This is a genomic window from Amycolatopsis sp. lyj-23, assembly GCF_046549135.1.
GTDB lineage: Bacteria > Actinomycetota > Actinomycetes > Mycobacteriales > Pseudonocardiaceae > Amycolatopsis.
Genome location: NZ_JAJPWN010000016.1, coordinates 196,167 through 210,618 on the forward strand (window position 1 = coordinate 196,167; position 14,452 = coordinate 210,618).

Here is a 14,452-nt window from a genome sequence, read left to right on the forward strand (position 1 = left end):
TCGCCGCGATGCTGCCAGCCACCAAGGGGATCTTCGACCGGCTCACCCGCCGCGGCCGCCTGATGACCAAACGGGCCTGCGACCGGCAGGGTCACGTGCTGCGCAGCGGCCGGTTCCTGTTCCGCACCCCGACCGCGTGGGAGTACGCCGCCGCCGTCGCGGGCGGCAGTGATCCGGCCGCGCAGCGGTGGCTCGGCTGGCAGCGCGACTCGATCGTCGCCGAGCCGGCGCGGGCCGACGCGCTGCGGGTCGTGCCCGGCACCGGCCCGGACTGGGCCGCACCCGATCCGCAGTCGATCGACCTGGTGATGATCGACGTCGAGGCGAACCGCTGCGCCGGCTTGGTGAGCGTGCACACCGGCGAGGACGGCGGCCCGGAGACCGGCGGCTACCTCGCCCCGGCCTACCGCGGCCGCGGCCACGGCCGGGTGCTGTTCGCGGCCGGCCTGACCCTGGCGCACGAGCACCTCGGCCTGGCGCGGGTGCGCGCCGGCGCGGAGGTCGGCAACCTCGCCAGCGCGCGGTCGCTGCAGGCCGCCGGGCTGGTCCGGGTCGGCGGCCCGCCGACGTACCGGCTCCCGGACGGCCGGGTCACCGAGGCGTGGTGGTTCCAGCACGACGTCCCCCGCGCGACGCGGTGCGGCGGCCCGCAGGCGACGTGGTTCCCGGTGCCGCCGCTGCTCTGACACTTCGGCCGTCGCCGACGTTTTCCGCGGCTAACTTCCCTGTATGACCTCGCTTTCCGCTCCGGTTCCGCCCGTGCCGCACGACGTCCCGCGCGGCAGCGTCGCGTGGTTGCGCGCGTCCGTGGCGCGCTTCAGCAACGGCCCCGACCACGTCCGGCGGCGGGCGCTCGCCGTGGACCTGCTGGCTCCGGTCGATCCCGACGCATTGCGGGACAACGCTTTCTCACGAACTCGCCGGATCGTGTCCGGCCTCGACGTCGTCGACGTGATGGCCGAGCTCGCGCGGCCGGTGCCGGTCGGGGTGCTCGCCGAGGCGCTGGGCCTGCCGGACGTTTCGGCCGACGTCGTCCCGGTCGCGGCGGCCTACCACCCGCACGTCAAGGCTTCGGCGGCCGCCGAAGCGGCGTTGACGCGGCTGGTCGCGGTGTGCGGCGGCCCGACGGAACTCGCGGCGGCGCGGATCGGGCTGCTCGTCCAGGCCTGCGACGCCACGGCGGGCCTCATCGGCAACGAGCTTTTCGCGGCGCTGACCGGAAAACCGGCCGGGCAGCCGGTACTCGCCACGCGCCGCCGGATCGACGGCGAGGACGTCATCGTGTCCCTCGCGGGGACGCCGTTCGGGGCCGGACCGCGCGCGTGCCCGGGGTCGCGGCACGCGCGTGCCCTCGCCGCCGGTGTTCTGGCGGCGTTGCGCGGTTTCCGCCTGACAGAAACGGAACCGAGCTGGGTTTCGTCGCCGAATCTCCGGATGCCCTCGGCGTTGCCGGTGACCCGCGGCCGCACGACGGGGGCGGTCTGCTAAGACTTACCGCGTCATTTCTTGGGGGAAGGCGGGGAATTGCTCTACTTCGACGGTCTGCTCGGCTTCGTCACGCTCGGATTGTGGATCTTCTGCTTGGTCGACGTGATCACGACGGACGAATCGTCCTGCCGCAACCTGCCGAAGGGGCTGTGGCTGCTGCTCGTGCTGGTGGTGCCGCTGGTCGGTTCGATCATCTGGCTGGTGGCGGGGCGGCCGCAGCAGTCGGTGCGGGCGCGCGGCCCGTACGAGCGCCACGCGCCGGCGTTCCCGGAATACGACCGCCCGGGCCGGTTCGCGGCGACGAGCCCGGAAGACGACGAGGAATTCCTCCGCCGGTGCCGGGAACGCGCGGAAGCCCAGCGCAAGCTGGCCCGCGAAAAACGCGGCGACGCCTAGTGCCCGCCTGACGACCACCGCCCGCAGGAAAGCCCGGCACGCGGAACGGCGAGTCTCGCCGAAACGCGCGCCGGGCCCGAGCCCGCGTCCATCGGGTCCCGGCGGCTCAGCGCTCCAGGACCACGATCGGGATGAGCCGGTCGGTCTTCTTCTCGTAGTCCGCGAAGCCCTCCGCGTGGGCGACCATGCCCGCGTACAGGCGGTCGCGCTCGGCGCGGTCGGCGATCACCGTGGCCGTCGCCTCGAACTTCTCCGTGCCGACCTCGACCGTGACCTTCGGGTTCGCGACCAGGTTGTGGTACCAGGCCGGGTTCTTCGGGGCGCCGCCCATCGACGCCGCGATGACGTAGCGGTCGCCGTCCTTCGTGTACACCAGGGGCGACAGGCGCTCGGCGCCGCTCTTCGCGCCGACCGTGGTGAGCAAGAGCACGTTCTTGCCCTCGAACATGCCGCCGACCTTGCCTCCGTTGGCCCGGAATTCGGTGACGACCTGGTTGTTGAACTCGTTCATGTCGGCTGGCGCGGTCATGGGATCCCCTGTTTCTGGCCGGTAGGCTCTACCGAACGCGAGGTAGGCTCGTAAGTGTTTGCTTTGCAAGCAAAGCTACCGACGGGAGGTGAGTGGTGTCAACGGAGGCCGGGCCGAGTGTCGAGGACGGCGTGCGGCAGCTGCTGCTGCTCATGCCGCGCCTGGTCGGCCGCGCGAAGCGCACGCCGGTGCCGGCCGAGCTCAACGGCTGCGCACTCGCGCCGAGGCACCTCTCGCTGCTGTCGTACCTGCTCTTCGACGGCCCGATGACGGTCACCGAGCTGGCCACCCGCCTCCAGGTCGCGCCGACGACGGCGAGCCTGATGGTCGGCGACCTCAGCCGCCAGGGCGTGCTGAACCGCGACGAGGACCCGGCCGACCGCCGCCGCACGATCGTCAGCATCACCGAGGACAAGCGCCCGGCCGTCGACGCCTGGCTCGCCCGCGGCGCGAAAGCCTGGAGCGACGCCCTGACGCCGTTGTCGCCCGCCGAACGCCGGCTGGTGATCACGACGCTGGAAGCCTACGAACGCGGCACCTGCGACGGGCCGGCCTGCTAGGGCCTGTCCTCAAAGCCAGAGGAGCACCGTGGCCAGGTCGATCAGGCCTCGGTAGGAGGTGGCGGTCTTGTCGAAGCGAGTGGCGATGGCGCGAAACTGCTTGAGACGGTTGAAGCAGCGCTCGACGACGTTTCGGCGTTTGTAGGCGACGCGGTCGGTGGGCGCCCACCGGCCCGGCCCCGGTCCAACGGAACTCAGGCCCGCCATGACCTGCGTGAACATGGTGCAGCCGTAGACCTTGCCGCCGGTCAGCACACCGGCAAGGGCCGGGGCTGTGGCCGTCACAGGCCAGGTGGATCCCGGCGGTGAGTCCGCCGCGGGACCGGCCGATGGCATGATCACCTGGCTCACTCTGACCGAGACATCGCGTCGAGTTCGTCGATCGCCTCGGCGACCACCCGGACCTGCGCCACCGGCGCGGACAGGGTGCCGGTGCGTGACCAGCGCCAGAACGGCCGCGTCCAGGCCCGGACCGGCAGCGGACCCTCCGGTCAGGACCCGATGGGCGCGGGCTCGGGTTCGGTGCGCGTTTCGGCGGGCCGTTCCGCTTCCCGCCGCTCCGCGTGCCGGGCCTCCTTGCGGGCGATGACCCGCTTGCCCACGTCGATCAGCGGCTTCTCGACCCAGCGGTGGATCAGGTCCGCGATCGCCAGGCCGACGATGAACACCGTCACCGCCGAGACCGTCCGGTGCGGCCCGAGGCCCGGGACCGCCTGGACGACGACGAAGTGCACCGGCCCCTGCAGCAGGTACAGCGAGTACGACCGCTCGCCCACGAACCGCAGCGGAGCCGTGCTCAGCAGCCAGCGCAGCGGGCCCGGGCTGACCAGCACGATCAGCAGCAGCATCGTCAGCGCCGCGTACGCCACCAGCAGCCACAGGTTGTTGCGGGTCTCGTGCCAGAGGTCGTCGAAGTTCGTGTGCAGCACCGCGAACGCCGCGACGATCGGGATCGCCGCCAGCGGGTGCGTCAGCGGCTTCAGCAGCGCGAACCCGCGGCGGTAGTGCAGCAGGATCGCCAGCAGGCAGCCGCCCGCCAGGATGAAGTAGTGGATCGTCGAGCGGTAGATCGCCGTCTGCGAGTACTCGAGGACCCAGCCGCCGGTGGTCAGGGGGACCAGCGCCAGCAGCGCGATCATCGCCGCGCCGACCAGCAGGAACTTGCGCTTCGCCGCGCCGATCCCGATCGCCACCAGCAGGAACGGCCAGACCAGGTAGAACTTCTCCTCGATCCCGAGCGTCCACGAGCCGCTGAAGAAGTTGTCCGCGCCGTGCGTGGCCGCCGGCAGGAACTCGTTGAGGAACGTCAGGTAGTACTTCAGCGCCTGTGGGAAGTCGCGGGAGTAGAACTCGCCGCGCAGGATGACGAAAGCGACGATCCCGCCGAGGATCACCAGGTACGGCGGCAGGATCCGGAACACGCGCCGGATGTAGAAGTTGGACAGCGAGATCCGGCCGGTCCGGTCCTGCTCGCGCAGCAGCAGCGTCGTGATCAGGAACCCGGACAGCACGAAGAAGAGGTAGACGCCGACCCAGCCCGACAGCCACGTCCAGTTCGGCCCGCCGAAGTGGAAGAAGATGACCATCGTCGCGGCGAGCGCGCGCAGGCCGTCGAGCCCGGGGAACCGCCGCATGCCGAGGTAGTCCTCGTGGCTCATCGTGCGCAAGACGGTTCCCCAATCGGTGTGCTCGACGGCCGAGTATATGGCCCGCATTTCCCGCTCGTTCCGCCGCCTCACCCCGCGCGGAAGACGTTCCCGGCGTCGTACCGGCGCTTCAGTTCCCGAATCCGCTGCAGGTCCGCGGCCGGGAAAACGCTCTCCGCGACCTCCTCCGGCGCGTGCTCGCCGTAGACGAACGGCAGCAGCCGGCCGGTCGTCCACGGCGCCAGCGCGTCGAACAGCTTCGCGTGCCCCCGGCGGATGGCCGCCACGCCGTCGTCGCCGACCATCGACAACGCCCGGACGACGAACTCCGCCGAGCGGTCCCAGCCCACCCCCGGGATCCCGGGGGTCCGGGCGAGCGCGCCGCCCAGCCGGTCGATGATGAGCACCGGCGGCGCGGCCGCGCCCGGGCCGGCGTGCTCGACGACCGCATCGAGCATGGCGTCGTTCAGCTGGGACACCGTCGCGTTCGTGCCGTGGTAACCGTGCGGCTGCCGCGGCTCGGCCGCGATCGACCCCGACTCGGTGTACGGCAGCACCCGCAGGGTGTCCGCCAGCGCGGGGGCGACGGCCCGCAGCGGCGCCACGAGCTCGTCGCCGTCCTCGCCGAGGTAGGCGATCCGGACCTGGGCGACGTGCTTCCCGCGCAGTTGCTCCGGCACCACCGGCAGGTCGGGGTACGGGATCATCGCCACCGACGTCGTGAGCGTGTCCGGCGCGGCCGCCGACCACGTCCGCCAGGCCCGCAGCACCGAGGGCACGTCCGCGCTGTCGAAGGTGAGGCTGCCGCCGTAGAGCTCGGTGACCGGGACCAGGCCGAACTCGATCGCCGTCACGACGCCGAAGCGCGCCCGGCCGCCGCGCAGCGCCCAGAACAGGTCCGAGCCGGGTTCGGCGCGCCGGAGCTCGCCGTCCGCGGTCACGACGTCGAGGGCGGTGACGTGGTCGGCCGCGCGGCCGTACCGGCGGGCCAGCAGCCCGAAGCCGCCGCTGAGCGTGTAGCCGACGACGCCGACGTCCGGGGACGAGCCGCTGAGCGGCGCCAGGCCGTGCCGGCCGGCGGCTTCGATCACCGCTTCCCAGCGCGCCCCCGCTTCGACGCGGGCCGTGCGGGCTTCGGCGTCGATCTCGACGCCGGTCATCCGGCGGGTGCTGATCAGCACCCCGTCCGTGCCGGCGGTCAGGCCGTGCCCGGTGGCCTGCACCGCGACGGGCAGCCGGTGCTCGGCCGCGTACCGCACGGCGGCGACGACGTCTTCGGCGGTTTCGGCGGCGACGACCACCGCGGGCGAGGTGGGCACCGCCGTCTGGAACCCGGCAACTTCTTCGAGGTAACCGTCCTGACCTGGGACGAGGGTGTTCATTTCGGCTCCTTCCGTTCGCTGCTCCCAGCTTCGGGCGAACGCGATCAGAAGTCCAAGATCTGGTTTTTCTACTAGCTAGAATCACTGCTTATGGAACTGCACCAGCTCGCCTACTTCGTCGCCGTCGCGGAGGAAGGCAACTTCACCCGCGCGGCGGAGCGGCTGCACGTCGCCCAGCCCGGGGTGAGCGCGCAGGTCAAGCGCTTGGAGCGGGAGCTGGGGCAGGAGCTGCTGGACCGCTCCGGCCGCACGGTCCGGCTCACCGACGTCGGCGCCGCGGCCCTGCCGCACGCCCGGGCCGCGCTCGCGGCGGTGCGCGGAGTGCGCGAAGCCGTCGAGGAGCTCGCCGGCCTGGTCCGCGGGCAGGTGGCGATCGGCATGGTGACGTCGGTGGGGCCGGTCGGGCTGCCCGACCTGCTGGCCGGCTTCCACGAGCGCTACCCGGCCGTGGAGATCACGCTCTCCGAGGCCGACTCCGACACCATGCTCGCGGCGCTGCGCGAGGGACGCCTCGACCTGGCCGTCGTCGGCATCTCGACGGCGCCGCCGTCCGGCATCGCGACGCAGGTGCTGCTCGAGGAGCCGTTCCTGGCCGTCACCGCGCCCGGCGGTCCCCTCGACGGCCGGGACGAGGTCGACATCCCCGAGCTCGACGGCCTGCCGCTGATGGCGCTGCCGAAGGGGACGGGCCTGCGTACGGCGTTGGACGCCGCCTTCGCGCGGTCGGGGCTCACGCCGCGGATCGCGTTCGAGGCGGCCGACCCGAACGTCCTGGTGCAGCTGGCGACCCGCGGGCTCGGGGTCGCGATCGTGCCGGAGTCGCTGGCCCGGTACCACCAGGCGGAGCTGCGGATCATCGGGCTGCGCGGGCCGGGGCTGCGGGGCATGCTCGCGCTGGCCTGGCGGACGGAGGGGCCGCTGAGCCCGGCCGCGCGCGCGTTGATCGCCTTCGCCCGGGCGGCCTACCGTTCATGACGGTGCCGGCGCCGGGTCCGCCCGTTCGGAGTTGACCACTGCGCGCGGGGGCGCGAGGGTGGGCCGATGAGCGGCGACGAAGTGCGGCACGGCGTCAAGCTGAGCAGTCTCGACCAGGAAGTCTTCCCCGAGGCGGGCGTCACCAAGCGCGAGCTGCTCGACTACCTCGAAGCGGTGTCCGGCCGGATGCTGCCGGAGCTGCACGACCGGCTGCTGAGCGTCGTGCGGGTGCTGCGCGGCCAGGAGCCGTTCATGCAGAAAAACCTGCCGAAGTACACGCCGGAGTGGGTGGCGCGCCGGGCGCTGTGGGCCGACCGATCCCGCCGCGAAGTCACCTACGGCCTCTGCAACGACCTGCGCACACTGCTGTGGTTCGGCAACCAGCGCGCGATCGAGTACCACACGTCGCTGTTCCGCGGTGAGCCCGCGAGCGGGCCGACGCACCTGGTCCTCGACCTCGACCCGCCCGCGGACGCCCCGTTCTCGCTGGCCGTGGGCGCCGCGAAACTGGTGCGGGAGGCGTTGTGCAACGACGGCCTCGACGGCGCGCTCAAGACCAGCGGCTCCAAGGGGGTCCACGTCTTCGTGCCGCTCGCGCCCGGCCAGGCGACGGAGGACATCGCGGCGGCGACCCGCGCGGTCGCGGCCAGGGCCGAGCGGATCGACCCGGCGCTCGGCACGACGGAGTTCGTGGTCGAGCGTCGCGAAGGCAAGGTGTTCCTGGATTCGACGCGGGCCGGCGGCGCGACCGTCGTCTCGGTCTACAGCCCGCGCCACCGCCCGGGCGCACCGGTGTCGTTCCCGGTCCGCTGGGCCGACGCGGACGGTGTCCGGCCGGGTGACTTCACCGTCCACACGGTCCCGGACCTGCTGGACGACGGCGACCCGTGGACGGCGGAGATGCCGGAGCCGTTCGTGCTGCCCGCGGACCTGGTCCAGGAGGGGCACACGATCCCGATCGCCCGGGTGGTCGCGATGCACGAGGGGAAACGCCGGGCCCGCGCGGCCCGGGAGTCGAGCTAGGCGGCCTGGTTGTGGCCGTAGCCGAGCGGACGGCGCAGGGACGCGCGGGTGAGCGTGGTGACCCGGGCCGGTTCGACGCGGTGCCGGGCCAGCCAGGCGACGTCCCGGCCGAACGACCACACCAGCGAGGCCAGGGCGAGCGCCACCGCCGCGAGCGTCACCGACGGCGGCAGCAGGGCCGAGACCGCCACCACCAGCACCACCCCCTGCACGGCCGCGACCGTCTTGCGCGCCATGCTCGGGTACAGCGGCGCGGTCAGCCACGGCACGGCCCAGGAGGCGGCAACGAACGCGTACCGCATCAGGCCGATGGCCAGCACCCACGGCCCCAGTGCGTGGGACACCTGGATGCACAGCAGCAGGATCAGGAACGCGTCGACCTCCATGTCGAACCGCGCCCCGAACTCCGACGCCGTCCCCGTGCGCCGCGCGACCTGGCCGTCGAGGCCGTCCAGCAGCAGCGCCACCCCCACCAGCCCGGCCAGCCAGCCCAGCGAGAAGCCGCCCTCGGCGATCAGCGCCGCGGCGCAGCCGACCAGGAGCGCGCGGGCGAACGTGATCCAGTCCGCCGGCCCGAAGGCGCCGCGGCCGCTGCGGCGCAGCCCCCACTCGGTAAGCAGCACCAGCGCCAGCCCGTAGACGACTCCGGTCGCCCAGGCGAGCGGCGAGAAGCCGCCCGCGAAGACCCCCGCGGTGAGCACCGGTGCCGGCACCACCGCGCGCAGGAGAAGGTCCTGTCTGATCATCGTCGTCTCCGCGGATTGCTCATAGGGTGGCGACACAGCCTCCGGTCGCCCGCTCGAGGAGAAACACGTGGAACAGGCTTTCTGGGTTCAACGCCCCGGCACGGGACAGCTGCGCGAGGCGCGGCTGCCGGTGCCCGGACCGGACGACGTGCTCGTGCGCACACTGTGTTCCGGGGTGAGCCGCGGCACCGAAACCCTCGTCTTCCGCGGCGGTGTCCCGGCGAGCCAGCACGAGGTCATGCGCGCCCCCTTCCAGGAGGGCGACTTCCCGGGCCCGGTCAAGTACGGCTACCTCAACGTCGGTGTCGTCGAACAGGGCCCGGCGCACCTGCAGGGCAGGACCGTCTTCTGCCTCTACCCGCACCAGACCGCCTACGTCGTCCCGGCGACCGCGGTGACGCCGGTCCCGGCCGCCGTCCCGCCCGGGCGCGCGATCCTCGCCGGCACGGTCGAGACCGCGGTGAACGCCGTCTGGGACGCGCGGCCGCGGCTCGGCGACCGGATCGCCGTCATCGGCGCAGGCATGGTCGGCGCGAGCGTCGCGAAGCTCCTCGACGGCTTCCCGGCGACCCGCGTGCAGCTGGTCGACGTCGATCCGGCCAAAGCGGACGTCGCCGCCGCGCTGGGAGTCGATTTCTCCACCCCGGACGAGGCGCTCGGCGACTGCGACCTCGTCGTGCACGCGAGCGCGTCCGAAGGCGGCCTCGCCAAAGCACTGGAACTGCTCGCGCCGGAAGGGGAGGTCGTGGAGATGTCCTGGTACGGCGACCGCCGGGTCAGCGTGCCGCTCGGCGAAAACTTCCATTCGCGGCGCCTGGTGATCCGCAGCAGCCAGGTCGGGACGGTCGCCCGGCCGGACCGCGACTACGCCGAGCGCCTCGCCGTCGCCCTGGATCTGCTGGCCGATCCCGCGTTCGACGCGCTGGTCAGCGGCGAATGCAGGTTTGAAGATCTTCCGTCCGTGTTACCCCGGCTGGCCGCGGATGAACTTTCCGCCTCCTGCCTCCGTGTCATGTATCAGCCGCAATGACCACGTCCACCCGAAAACCGCATCGGAGGTCTCGTGTTCAGCATCACCGTCCGTGACCACGTGATGGTCGCCCACAGCTTCCGCGGGGAAGTGTTCGGACCCGCGCAACGCCTGCACGGCGCGACCTTCCTGGTGGATGCGACCTTCCGCCGGGCCGAGCTCGACGAGGACAACATCGTCGTCGACATCGGCAAGGCCACGGAAGAGCTCGGGGCGGTGCTGAGCGACCTCAACTACCGCAACCTCGACGACGAGCCGGAGTTCAAGGGCGTCAACACCTCGACCGAGTTCCTCGCGAAGGTCATCGCCGACCGCCTGGCCGGCGCCGTCCACGCCGGACGCCTCGGCGAAGGCGCGCGCGGCCTCGAAGGGATCACCGTGGCGCTGCACGAATCGCACGTCGCGTGGGCGAGTTACGAGCGTGCACTGTGAACAGCGTGTACGTGGTCCTGCCCGGGGACGTCGACGACTCGTCCGTCCCCAGTGGCGGCAACACCTACGACCGCCGGATGTGCGACCGGCTCGCCGCCGCCGGCTTCGACGTGCACGAGATCGCCGTGTCCGGCAGCTGGCCGCGGCCGGACACCGAGACCCGCGCGGTTCTCGGCCACCTCCTGTCCGCGCTGCCCACCGGCTCGGCCGTGCTGCTCGACGGGCTGGTCGCCTGCGGCGTGCCCGAGGTCGTCGTCCCGCAGACCCGGCGGCTGTCGATCTCGGTGCTGGTGCACCTGCCGCTGGCCGACGAGACCGGCCTGCCGCCCGCGCTCGCCGCCCAGCTCGACGCGCTGGAACGCGAGACGCTGCTGGCCGCCGGCTCGGTCGTCGCGACCAGCGAGTGGGCCGCGCGGCGGCTGATCGGCCACCACGGCCTGGCCCCGCACCGCGTGCACGCGGTGACGCCGGGCGTCGACCCGGCGCCACCGGCCGTCGGCACCGACGGCGTCTCCCGCCTGGTCTGCGTGGCCAACGTGACCCCGCGCAAGGGCCAGGGCGTGCTCGCCCAGGCCCTGGAGACCGTCGCCGACCTGCGCTGGACCTGCGAATGCGTCGGCGGGATCCGCCGCGAGACCAAGTACGTCGAGCGGCTGCGCGAGCACCGGCTCGGCGCCCGCTTCACGCTCACCGGCCCGCGCACGGGCGCGGCGCTGGCCGCGACCTACCACACCGCCGACCTGCTCGTGCTGCCTTCGCGCGCCGAGACGTTCGGCATGGTCGTGACCGAGGCCCTCGCCCGGGGCGTGCCGGTGCTGACCACCGACGTCGACGCGCTGCCCGACACGGTCGGCGTCGCCCCGGACGGTTCGGTGCCGGGGATGCTCGTGCCCGGCGACGACGTCGAAGCGCTCGGCGCCGCCCTGCGCCGCTGGCTCACCGAGCCCGCGCTGCGGACGCGGCTGCGCGCGTCGGCGAAGCTGCGCCGCGAGACCCTGACCGGCTGGGACGACACCGCCCGCCGGATCGCCGACATCCTCCTGCGGCAGGAGGCGGCGGCATGACCGCGTTCGCGCCGGACTGGCTCTACCTGCGCGAACCCGCCGACGCCGCGGCCCGCGCCACCGAGCTGCTCGACCCGCTGCGCTCGTTCCTGCCGGAGGACGTCGTGATCCGCGACCTCGGCTGCGGCACCGGCTCGCTCGGCCGCTGGCTGGCCGCCCGCCTGCCCGGCACCCAGCACTGGATCCTGCACGACCACGACACCGAACTGCTCGCCCACGCGAAGGAGAGCCTGCCGGGCACCGCGCTCGACGGCAGCCCGGTCGACGTCGTCGCCGAGCAGCGGGACGTCACCGCGCTGCGGGCCGCCGACCTCGCCGGGACATCGCTGGTCACCGCGTCCGCGCTGCTCGACCTGCTGACCCGCGAGGAGGTCACGGCCCTGGCCGCGGCGGTCGCCGAAGCCGGCTGCGCGGCGCTGCTGGTGCTGTCGGTCACCGGCGAGGTGGAGCTCTCGCCCGCCGACCCGCTCGACCCGGCCGTCACCGCCGCGTTCAACGCCCACCAGCGCCGGGTCGCCGACGACAGCCGCCGGCTGCTCGGCCCGGACGCCGTCGACGTCGCCGCGGCGGAGTTCGGCAGGCTCGGGGCCACGGTCGTCCGGGCCGGCAGCGCCTGGCGGCTCGGCCCGGACCAGGCGGAACTGCAGCGGCAGTGGCTCGAAGGCTGGGTCGGCGCCGCCGTCGAACAGTCGCCGGAGCTGCGTCCGGCCGCCGGCGGCTACCTGCGGCGGCGGCTCGAGCTGGCGGCGGCCGGCGAGCTGCACGCGGTGATCGGGCACGGTGACCTGCTGGTCCTGCCGCCGAGCCGGGAGGTGGCGGCGTGAAGCGCGCGCTGGCCTGGCTGCGCATCCTCGGCGCGGCCGGCATCCTCGCGGTCCTCGTCTGGCAGCTCGGCAGCGCCGCCTTCCTCGACGGCCTCGGCCGGATCAGCGTGCCCGGGGTGCTGGCCGCGCTCGTCATCGGCTTCGCGACGACGCTGTTCAGCGCGGGCCGCTGGCAGATCGTCGCCACCCGGCTCGGCCTGCGGCTTTCCCTGCGCACCGCCGTCGGCGACTACTACCGCGCGCTGTTCCTCAACGGCGTGCTGCCCGCCGGCGTCCTCGGCGACGTCCACCGCGCGGTGCAGCACGGCCGCGACAGCGGGGACGTGCCGCGTGGCGTGCGGGCCGTCGTCCTGGAACGCACCGCGGGCCAGGTCGTGCTGATCGCGTCCGCGGTCGCCGTCGTGCTCGCCTCGCCGGACGTCGTGCCCGGCGCGTTCCGCGAGGTCGTCGTGGTGGCCGGGGTGGTCGTCGTGCTGGCCGCCGTCGCCGCGCTGGTCGTGGGCCGGCTGCTCGGCGGCCGCTGGATCCGCAGCTCGTCGAAGGCCCGCCGCGGCTTCGCCGCCACCCTGGCCGACGTGCGGCTCGGCCTGCTGACCCGCGAGACGTGGCCCAGCGTGGGCTTCCTGTCCGTCGCGACGCTGGCCGGGCACCTGGCGCTGTTCGTCGTCGCGGCCCGGGTCGCCGGGGTCGGTGCGCCGGTCTGGCAGCTCGTGCCCCTGATGGTCCTCGCGCTGCTCGCGATGGGCCTCCCGCTCAACGTCGGCGGCTTCGGCCCGCGCGAGGGCGTCTGCGCCCTGCTCTTCGGCGCGGCCGGGCTCGGAGCCGCCCAAGGTGTCACCGTCGCCGTCGTCTACGGCGTGCTCACGCTGGTCGCGAGCCTGCCCGGCGCCGGTGTCCTGCTCGTCCGGAGCGTCGCCGGGTTCCGCGCGACCCGCGCTCCGCACACCGGTGTCGTGCCCGCTCCGCGCGTCGCGGCCGACACGGGAACGGAAACGGAAGTGGGGTTGAAGTCATGACCGCAAGTGAGGTCGCCGGGGATCTGCCGCGCCGGGCCGTGGTCGAGCGGGTGGTCGAAACCCGGTTGCCGACCCGGCACGGGACGTTCCGCGCCGTCGGGTACCTCGACCGCGCCGGCACCGAACAGCTCGCGGTGGTCTACGGGGACATCTCCCCGCTCGGCGCGTTGACCCGGGTGCACAGCGAGTGCCTGACCGGCGACGTGCTCGGCTCCACGCACTGCGAATGCGGAGACCAGCTGGCGGCGGCGCTGGACCGGATCGTCGAGGAGGGCTCGGGCGTGCTGGTGTACGTCCGGGGCCACGAGGGCCGCGGGATCGGCCTGCTCGCGAAGCTCGAGGCGATGCGGCTGCAGCAGGACGAGGGCCTGGACACGGTCGACGCGAACCTGGTGCAGGGCCTGCCCGTCGACGCCCGCGACTACCACGCGGCGGCGGGCATCCTGACCGACCTCGGCGTCCGCTCGGTGCGGCTGCTGTCGAACAACCCGCAGAAGGTCGAACAGCTCACCCGGTACGGAATCCGGATCAGCGAGCGGGTGCCGCTGCTGGTTCCGCCGAATCCGGAGAACCTGCGGTACCTGCGGACGAAGGCCGAGCGGATGGCCCACCTGCTGCCGCACCTGGGCCAGGCGTCCTCAGGCGCCTAACACCTCGAGGACGCCGGCGAAGCGCTGGACCAGCGTGTCCAGCACGACGTGCCCCTTGGCCGCACTGGCCAGCGAAGGACGGCCGACCACCCCGGACTCCGTGTACGCCCGCAGGCCCAGCGTCAGCAGGTGTTCCCGGTCGGTGACGTGGTCGGCCGTCTCGTGTCCCGGGCGGACCAGGTGCGGGTGGGCGTGCAGCAGGATCGACGTCTCCAGCTCGCCCGCGTGCATGTCGTCGTCCAGCGACGTCCGCAGGCCGGCTGCGGTGTGCGCCGCCTGCCAGTCCGCGACGCCGGGGAACAGCGCCATCGCGCCGGCCGCCTCCTGGACCACATTGGACAGTACGTAGTTCCCGCCGTGCGTATTGACCAGCACGAGCCGGTCCACGCCGGACGCCTCGAGCGACGCGGCGACGTCGGTGACCACGGCGTGCAGCGTGCGCGCCGAGATGCTCACCGTGCCGGCCCACCCGGCGTGCTCCTGCGAGCACGAGATCGTGATCGGCGGCAGGTGGAGCACCGGGTACGCCTCGGCCACGGCTTTCGCCAGCGTCGCCGCGATGATCGTGTCGGTCGCCAGCGGCAGGTGCGCGCCGTGCTGCTCGAAGCTGCCGACCGGCAGCACCGCGACCGGCGCCCGCCGCTCCTGCTCGTCGGCGGTGGTGGCGAGCGGGAACGGATCGGTCATCGCT

At 73.2% G+C, this 14,452-nt stretch carries 17 protein-coding genes and 1 pseudogene; 12 read left to right on the forward strand and 6 right to left on the reverse strand.

Annotated features, from left to right (window positions below; all coding sequences use genetic code 11):
• Nucleotides 1–8 precede the first annotated feature (8 nt).
• The 3 genes from ACLJPY_RS35430 (at nucleotide 9) to ACLJPY_RS35440 (ending at nucleotide 1,884) form a co-directional block, all read left to right on the forward strand.
• Nucleotides 9–686: a GNAT family N-acetyltransferase gene (locus ACLJPY_RS35430; RefSeq protein WP_410595343.1), complete on the forward strand. Its 678-nt coding sequence runs from the start codon at nucleotides 9–11 to the stop codon at nucleotides 684–686.
• 121 nt (nucleotides 687–807) lie between these two features.
• Nucleotides 808–1,488, forward strand: a complete 681-nt coding sequence (locus ACLJPY_RS35435; RefSeq protein WP_410595411.1) for a hypothetical protein — start codon at nucleotides 808–810, stop codon at nucleotides 1,486–1,488.
• A 36-nt stretch (nucleotides 1,489–1,524) separates the two neighbouring features.
• Complete coding sequence (locus tag ACLJPY_RS35440; protein WP_410595344.1) at nucleotides 1,525–1,884, forward strand: PLDc N-terminal domain-containing protein; 360 nt, start codon at nucleotides 1,525–1,527, stop codon at nucleotides 1,882–1,884.
• 106 nt (nucleotides 1,885–1,990) lie between these two features.
• Here the strand turns inward: ACLJPY_RS35440 and ACLJPY_RS35445 are convergent, their stop codons facing one another.
• On the reverse strand, nucleotides 1,991–2,413 hold the full coding sequence (locus tag ACLJPY_RS35445) for a nitroreductase family deazaflavin-dependent oxidoreductase (RefSeq protein ID WP_410595345.1): 423 nt from the start codon (nucleotides 2,411–2,413) through the stop codon (nucleotides 1,991–1,993).
• Nucleotides 2,414–2,508: 95 nt separating this feature from the next.
• Between ACLJPY_RS35445 and ACLJPY_RS35450 the strand changes: the two genes are divergently transcribed.
• On the forward strand, nucleotides 2,509–2,973 hold the full coding sequence (locus ACLJPY_RS35450) for a MarR family winged helix-turn-helix transcriptional regulator (protein ID WP_410595346.1): 465 nt from the start codon (nucleotides 2,509–2,511) through the stop codon (nucleotides 2,971–2,973).
• 9 nt (nucleotides 2,974–2,982) lie between these two features.
• Here ACLJPY_RS35450 and ACLJPY_RS35455 read toward each other — a convergent pair.
• From ACLJPY_RS35455 to ACLJPY_RS35465, 3 genes and pseudogenes are all read right to left on the reverse strand, one after another.
• Nucleotides 2,983–3,117: pseudogene (locus tag ACLJPY_RS35455) on the reverse strand (IS5/IS1182 family transposase); the annotation flags it as partial.
• A gap of 347 nt (nucleotides 3,118–3,464) precedes the next feature.
• Entirely contained in the window at nucleotides 3,465–4,631 is a 1,167-nt protein-coding gene (locus tag ACLJPY_RS35460; RefSeq protein WP_410595412.1) for an acyltransferase family protein, read from the reverse strand.
• Between the two features lie 77 nt (nucleotides 4,632–4,708).
• Nucleotides 4,709–6,001, reverse strand: coding sequence for an FAD-binding oxidoreductase (locus tag ACLJPY_RS35465; protein ID WP_410595347.1), 1,293 nt, complete (start codon nucleotides 5,999–6,001; stop codon nucleotides 4,709–4,711).
• Nucleotides 6,002–6,091: 90 nt separating this feature from the next.
• Between ACLJPY_RS35465 and ACLJPY_RS35470 the strand changes: the two genes are divergently transcribed.
• Entirely contained in the window at nucleotides 6,092–6,976 is an 885-nt protein-coding gene (locus ACLJPY_RS35470) for a LysR family transcriptional regulator (protein WP_410595348.1), read from the forward strand.
• A gap of 66 nt (nucleotides 6,977–7,042) precedes the next feature.
• On the forward strand, nucleotides 7,043–7,999 hold the full coding sequence (locus tag ACLJPY_RS35475) for a DNA polymerase domain-containing protein (protein ID WP_410595349.1): 957 nt from the start codon (nucleotides 7,043–7,045) through the stop codon (nucleotides 7,997–7,999).
• Here ACLJPY_RS35475 and ACLJPY_RS35480 read toward each other — a convergent pair.
• On the reverse strand, nucleotides 7,996–8,745 hold the full coding sequence (locus tag ACLJPY_RS35480; protein WP_410595350.1) for a CDP-alcohol phosphatidyltransferase family protein: 750 nt from the start codon (nucleotides 8,743–8,745) through the stop codon (nucleotides 7,996–7,998). The two genes, ACLJPY_RS35475 and ACLJPY_RS35480, sit on opposite strands and share 4 nt — an antisense overlap.
• Before the next feature lie 67 nt (nucleotides 8,746–8,812).
• On the opposite strand from ACLJPY_RS35480, the gene ACLJPY_RS35485 reads away from it, so the two are divergent.
• Genes ACLJPY_RS35485 through ribA form a run of 6 tightly spaced genes read left to right on the forward strand, consistent with a single transcriptional unit; the run spans nucleotide 8,813 to nucleotide 13,761 of the window.
• The gene (locus tag ACLJPY_RS35485) at nucleotides 8,813–9,775 is read left to right on the forward strand and encodes a zinc-dependent alcohol dehydrogenase (RefSeq protein ID WP_410595351.1); all 963 of its coding nucleotides are present in this window, start codon (nucleotides 8,813–8,815) and stop codon (nucleotides 9,773–9,775) included.
• A gap of 33 nt (nucleotides 9,776–9,808) precedes the next feature.
• Nucleotides 9,809–10,207, forward strand: coding sequence for a 6-pyruvoyl trahydropterin synthase family protein (locus ACLJPY_RS35490; protein ID WP_410595352.1), 399 nt, complete (start codon nucleotides 9,809–9,811; stop codon nucleotides 10,205–10,207).
• On the forward strand, nucleotides 10,204–11,271 hold the full coding sequence (locus tag ACLJPY_RS35495) for a glycosyltransferase family 4 protein (protein WP_410595353.1): 1,068 nt from the start codon (nucleotides 10,204–10,206) through the stop codon (nucleotides 11,269–11,271). Before ACLJPY_RS35490 ends, ACLJPY_RS35495 begins: the two co-directional genes overlap by 4 nt.
• Complete coding sequence (locus ACLJPY_RS35500; RefSeq protein WP_410595354.1) at nucleotides 11,268–12,095, forward strand: methyltransferase domain-containing protein; 828 nt, start codon at nucleotides 11,268–11,270, stop codon at nucleotides 12,093–12,095. The genes ACLJPY_RS35495 and ACLJPY_RS35500 overlap by 4 nt, the downstream gene beginning before the upstream one ends.
• Nucleotides 12,092–13,111, forward strand: coding sequence for a lysylphosphatidylglycerol synthase transmembrane domain-containing protein (locus ACLJPY_RS35505; RefSeq protein ID WP_410595355.1), 1,020 nt, complete (start codon nucleotides 12,092–12,094; stop codon nucleotides 13,109–13,111). The genes ACLJPY_RS35500 and ACLJPY_RS35505 overlap by 4 nt, the downstream gene beginning before the upstream one ends.
• A complete protein-coding gene (gene ribA / locus ACLJPY_RS35510) occupies nucleotides 13,108–13,761 on the forward strand; it encodes a GTP cyclohydrolase II (protein ID WP_410595356.1) in 654 nt (217 codons plus the stop codon). The genes ACLJPY_RS35505 and ribA overlap by 4 nt, the downstream gene beginning before the upstream one ends.
• Here ribA and ACLJPY_RS35515 read toward each other — a convergent pair.
• Entirely contained in the window at nucleotides 13,750–14,448 is a 699-nt protein-coding gene (locus tag ACLJPY_RS35515) for a creatininase family protein (protein ID WP_410595357.1), read from the reverse strand. The two genes, ribA and ACLJPY_RS35515, sit on opposite strands and share 12 nt — an antisense overlap.
• Nucleotides 14,449–14,452: the final 4 nt, after the last annotated feature.

Excerpts from the sequence above, each read along its gene's own strand:
- ACLJPY_RS35460 (WP_410595412.1), bottom strand. The coding sequence starts at position 4,631 with ATGAGCCACGAGGACTACCTCGGCATGCGGCGGTTCCCCGGGCTCGAC.
- ribA (WP_410595356.1), top strand. The coding sequence starts at position 13,108 with ATGACCGCAAGTGAGGTCGCCGGGGATCTGCCGCGCCGGGCCGTGGTC.
- ACLJPY_RS35445 (WP_410595345.1), bottom strand. The coding sequence starts at position 2,413 with ATGACCGCGCCAGCCGACATGAACGAGTTCAACAACCAGGTCGTCACC.
- ACLJPY_RS35470 (WP_410595348.1), top strand. The coding sequence starts at position 6,092 with ATGGAACTGCACCAGCTCGCCTACTTCGTCGCCGTCGCGGAGGAAGGC.
- ACLJPY_RS35515 (WP_410595357.1), bottom strand. The coding sequence starts at position 14,448 with ATGACCGATCCGTTCCCGCTCGCCACCACCGCCGACGAGCAGGAGCGG.
- ACLJPY_RS35480 (WP_410595350.1), bottom strand. The coding sequence starts at position 8,745 with ATGATCAGACAGGACCTTCTCCTGCGCGCGGTGGTGCCGGCACCGGTG.
- ACLJPY_RS35465 (WP_410595347.1), bottom strand. The coding sequence starts at position 6,001 with ATGAACACCCTCGTCCCAGGTCAGGACGGTTACCTCGAAGAAGTTGCC.
- ACLJPY_RS35500 (WP_410595354.1), top strand. The coding sequence starts at position 11,268 with ATGACCGCGTTCGCGCCGGACTGGCTCTACCTGCGCGAACCCGCCGAC.
- ACLJPY_RS35430 (WP_410595343.1), top strand. The coding sequence starts at position 9 with ATGCTGCCAGCCACCAAGGGGATCTTCGACCGGCTCACCCGCCGCGGC.
- ACLJPY_RS35475 (WP_410595349.1), top strand. The coding sequence starts at position 7,043 with ATGAGCGGCGACGAAGTGCGGCACGGCGTCAAGCTGAGCAGTCTCGAC.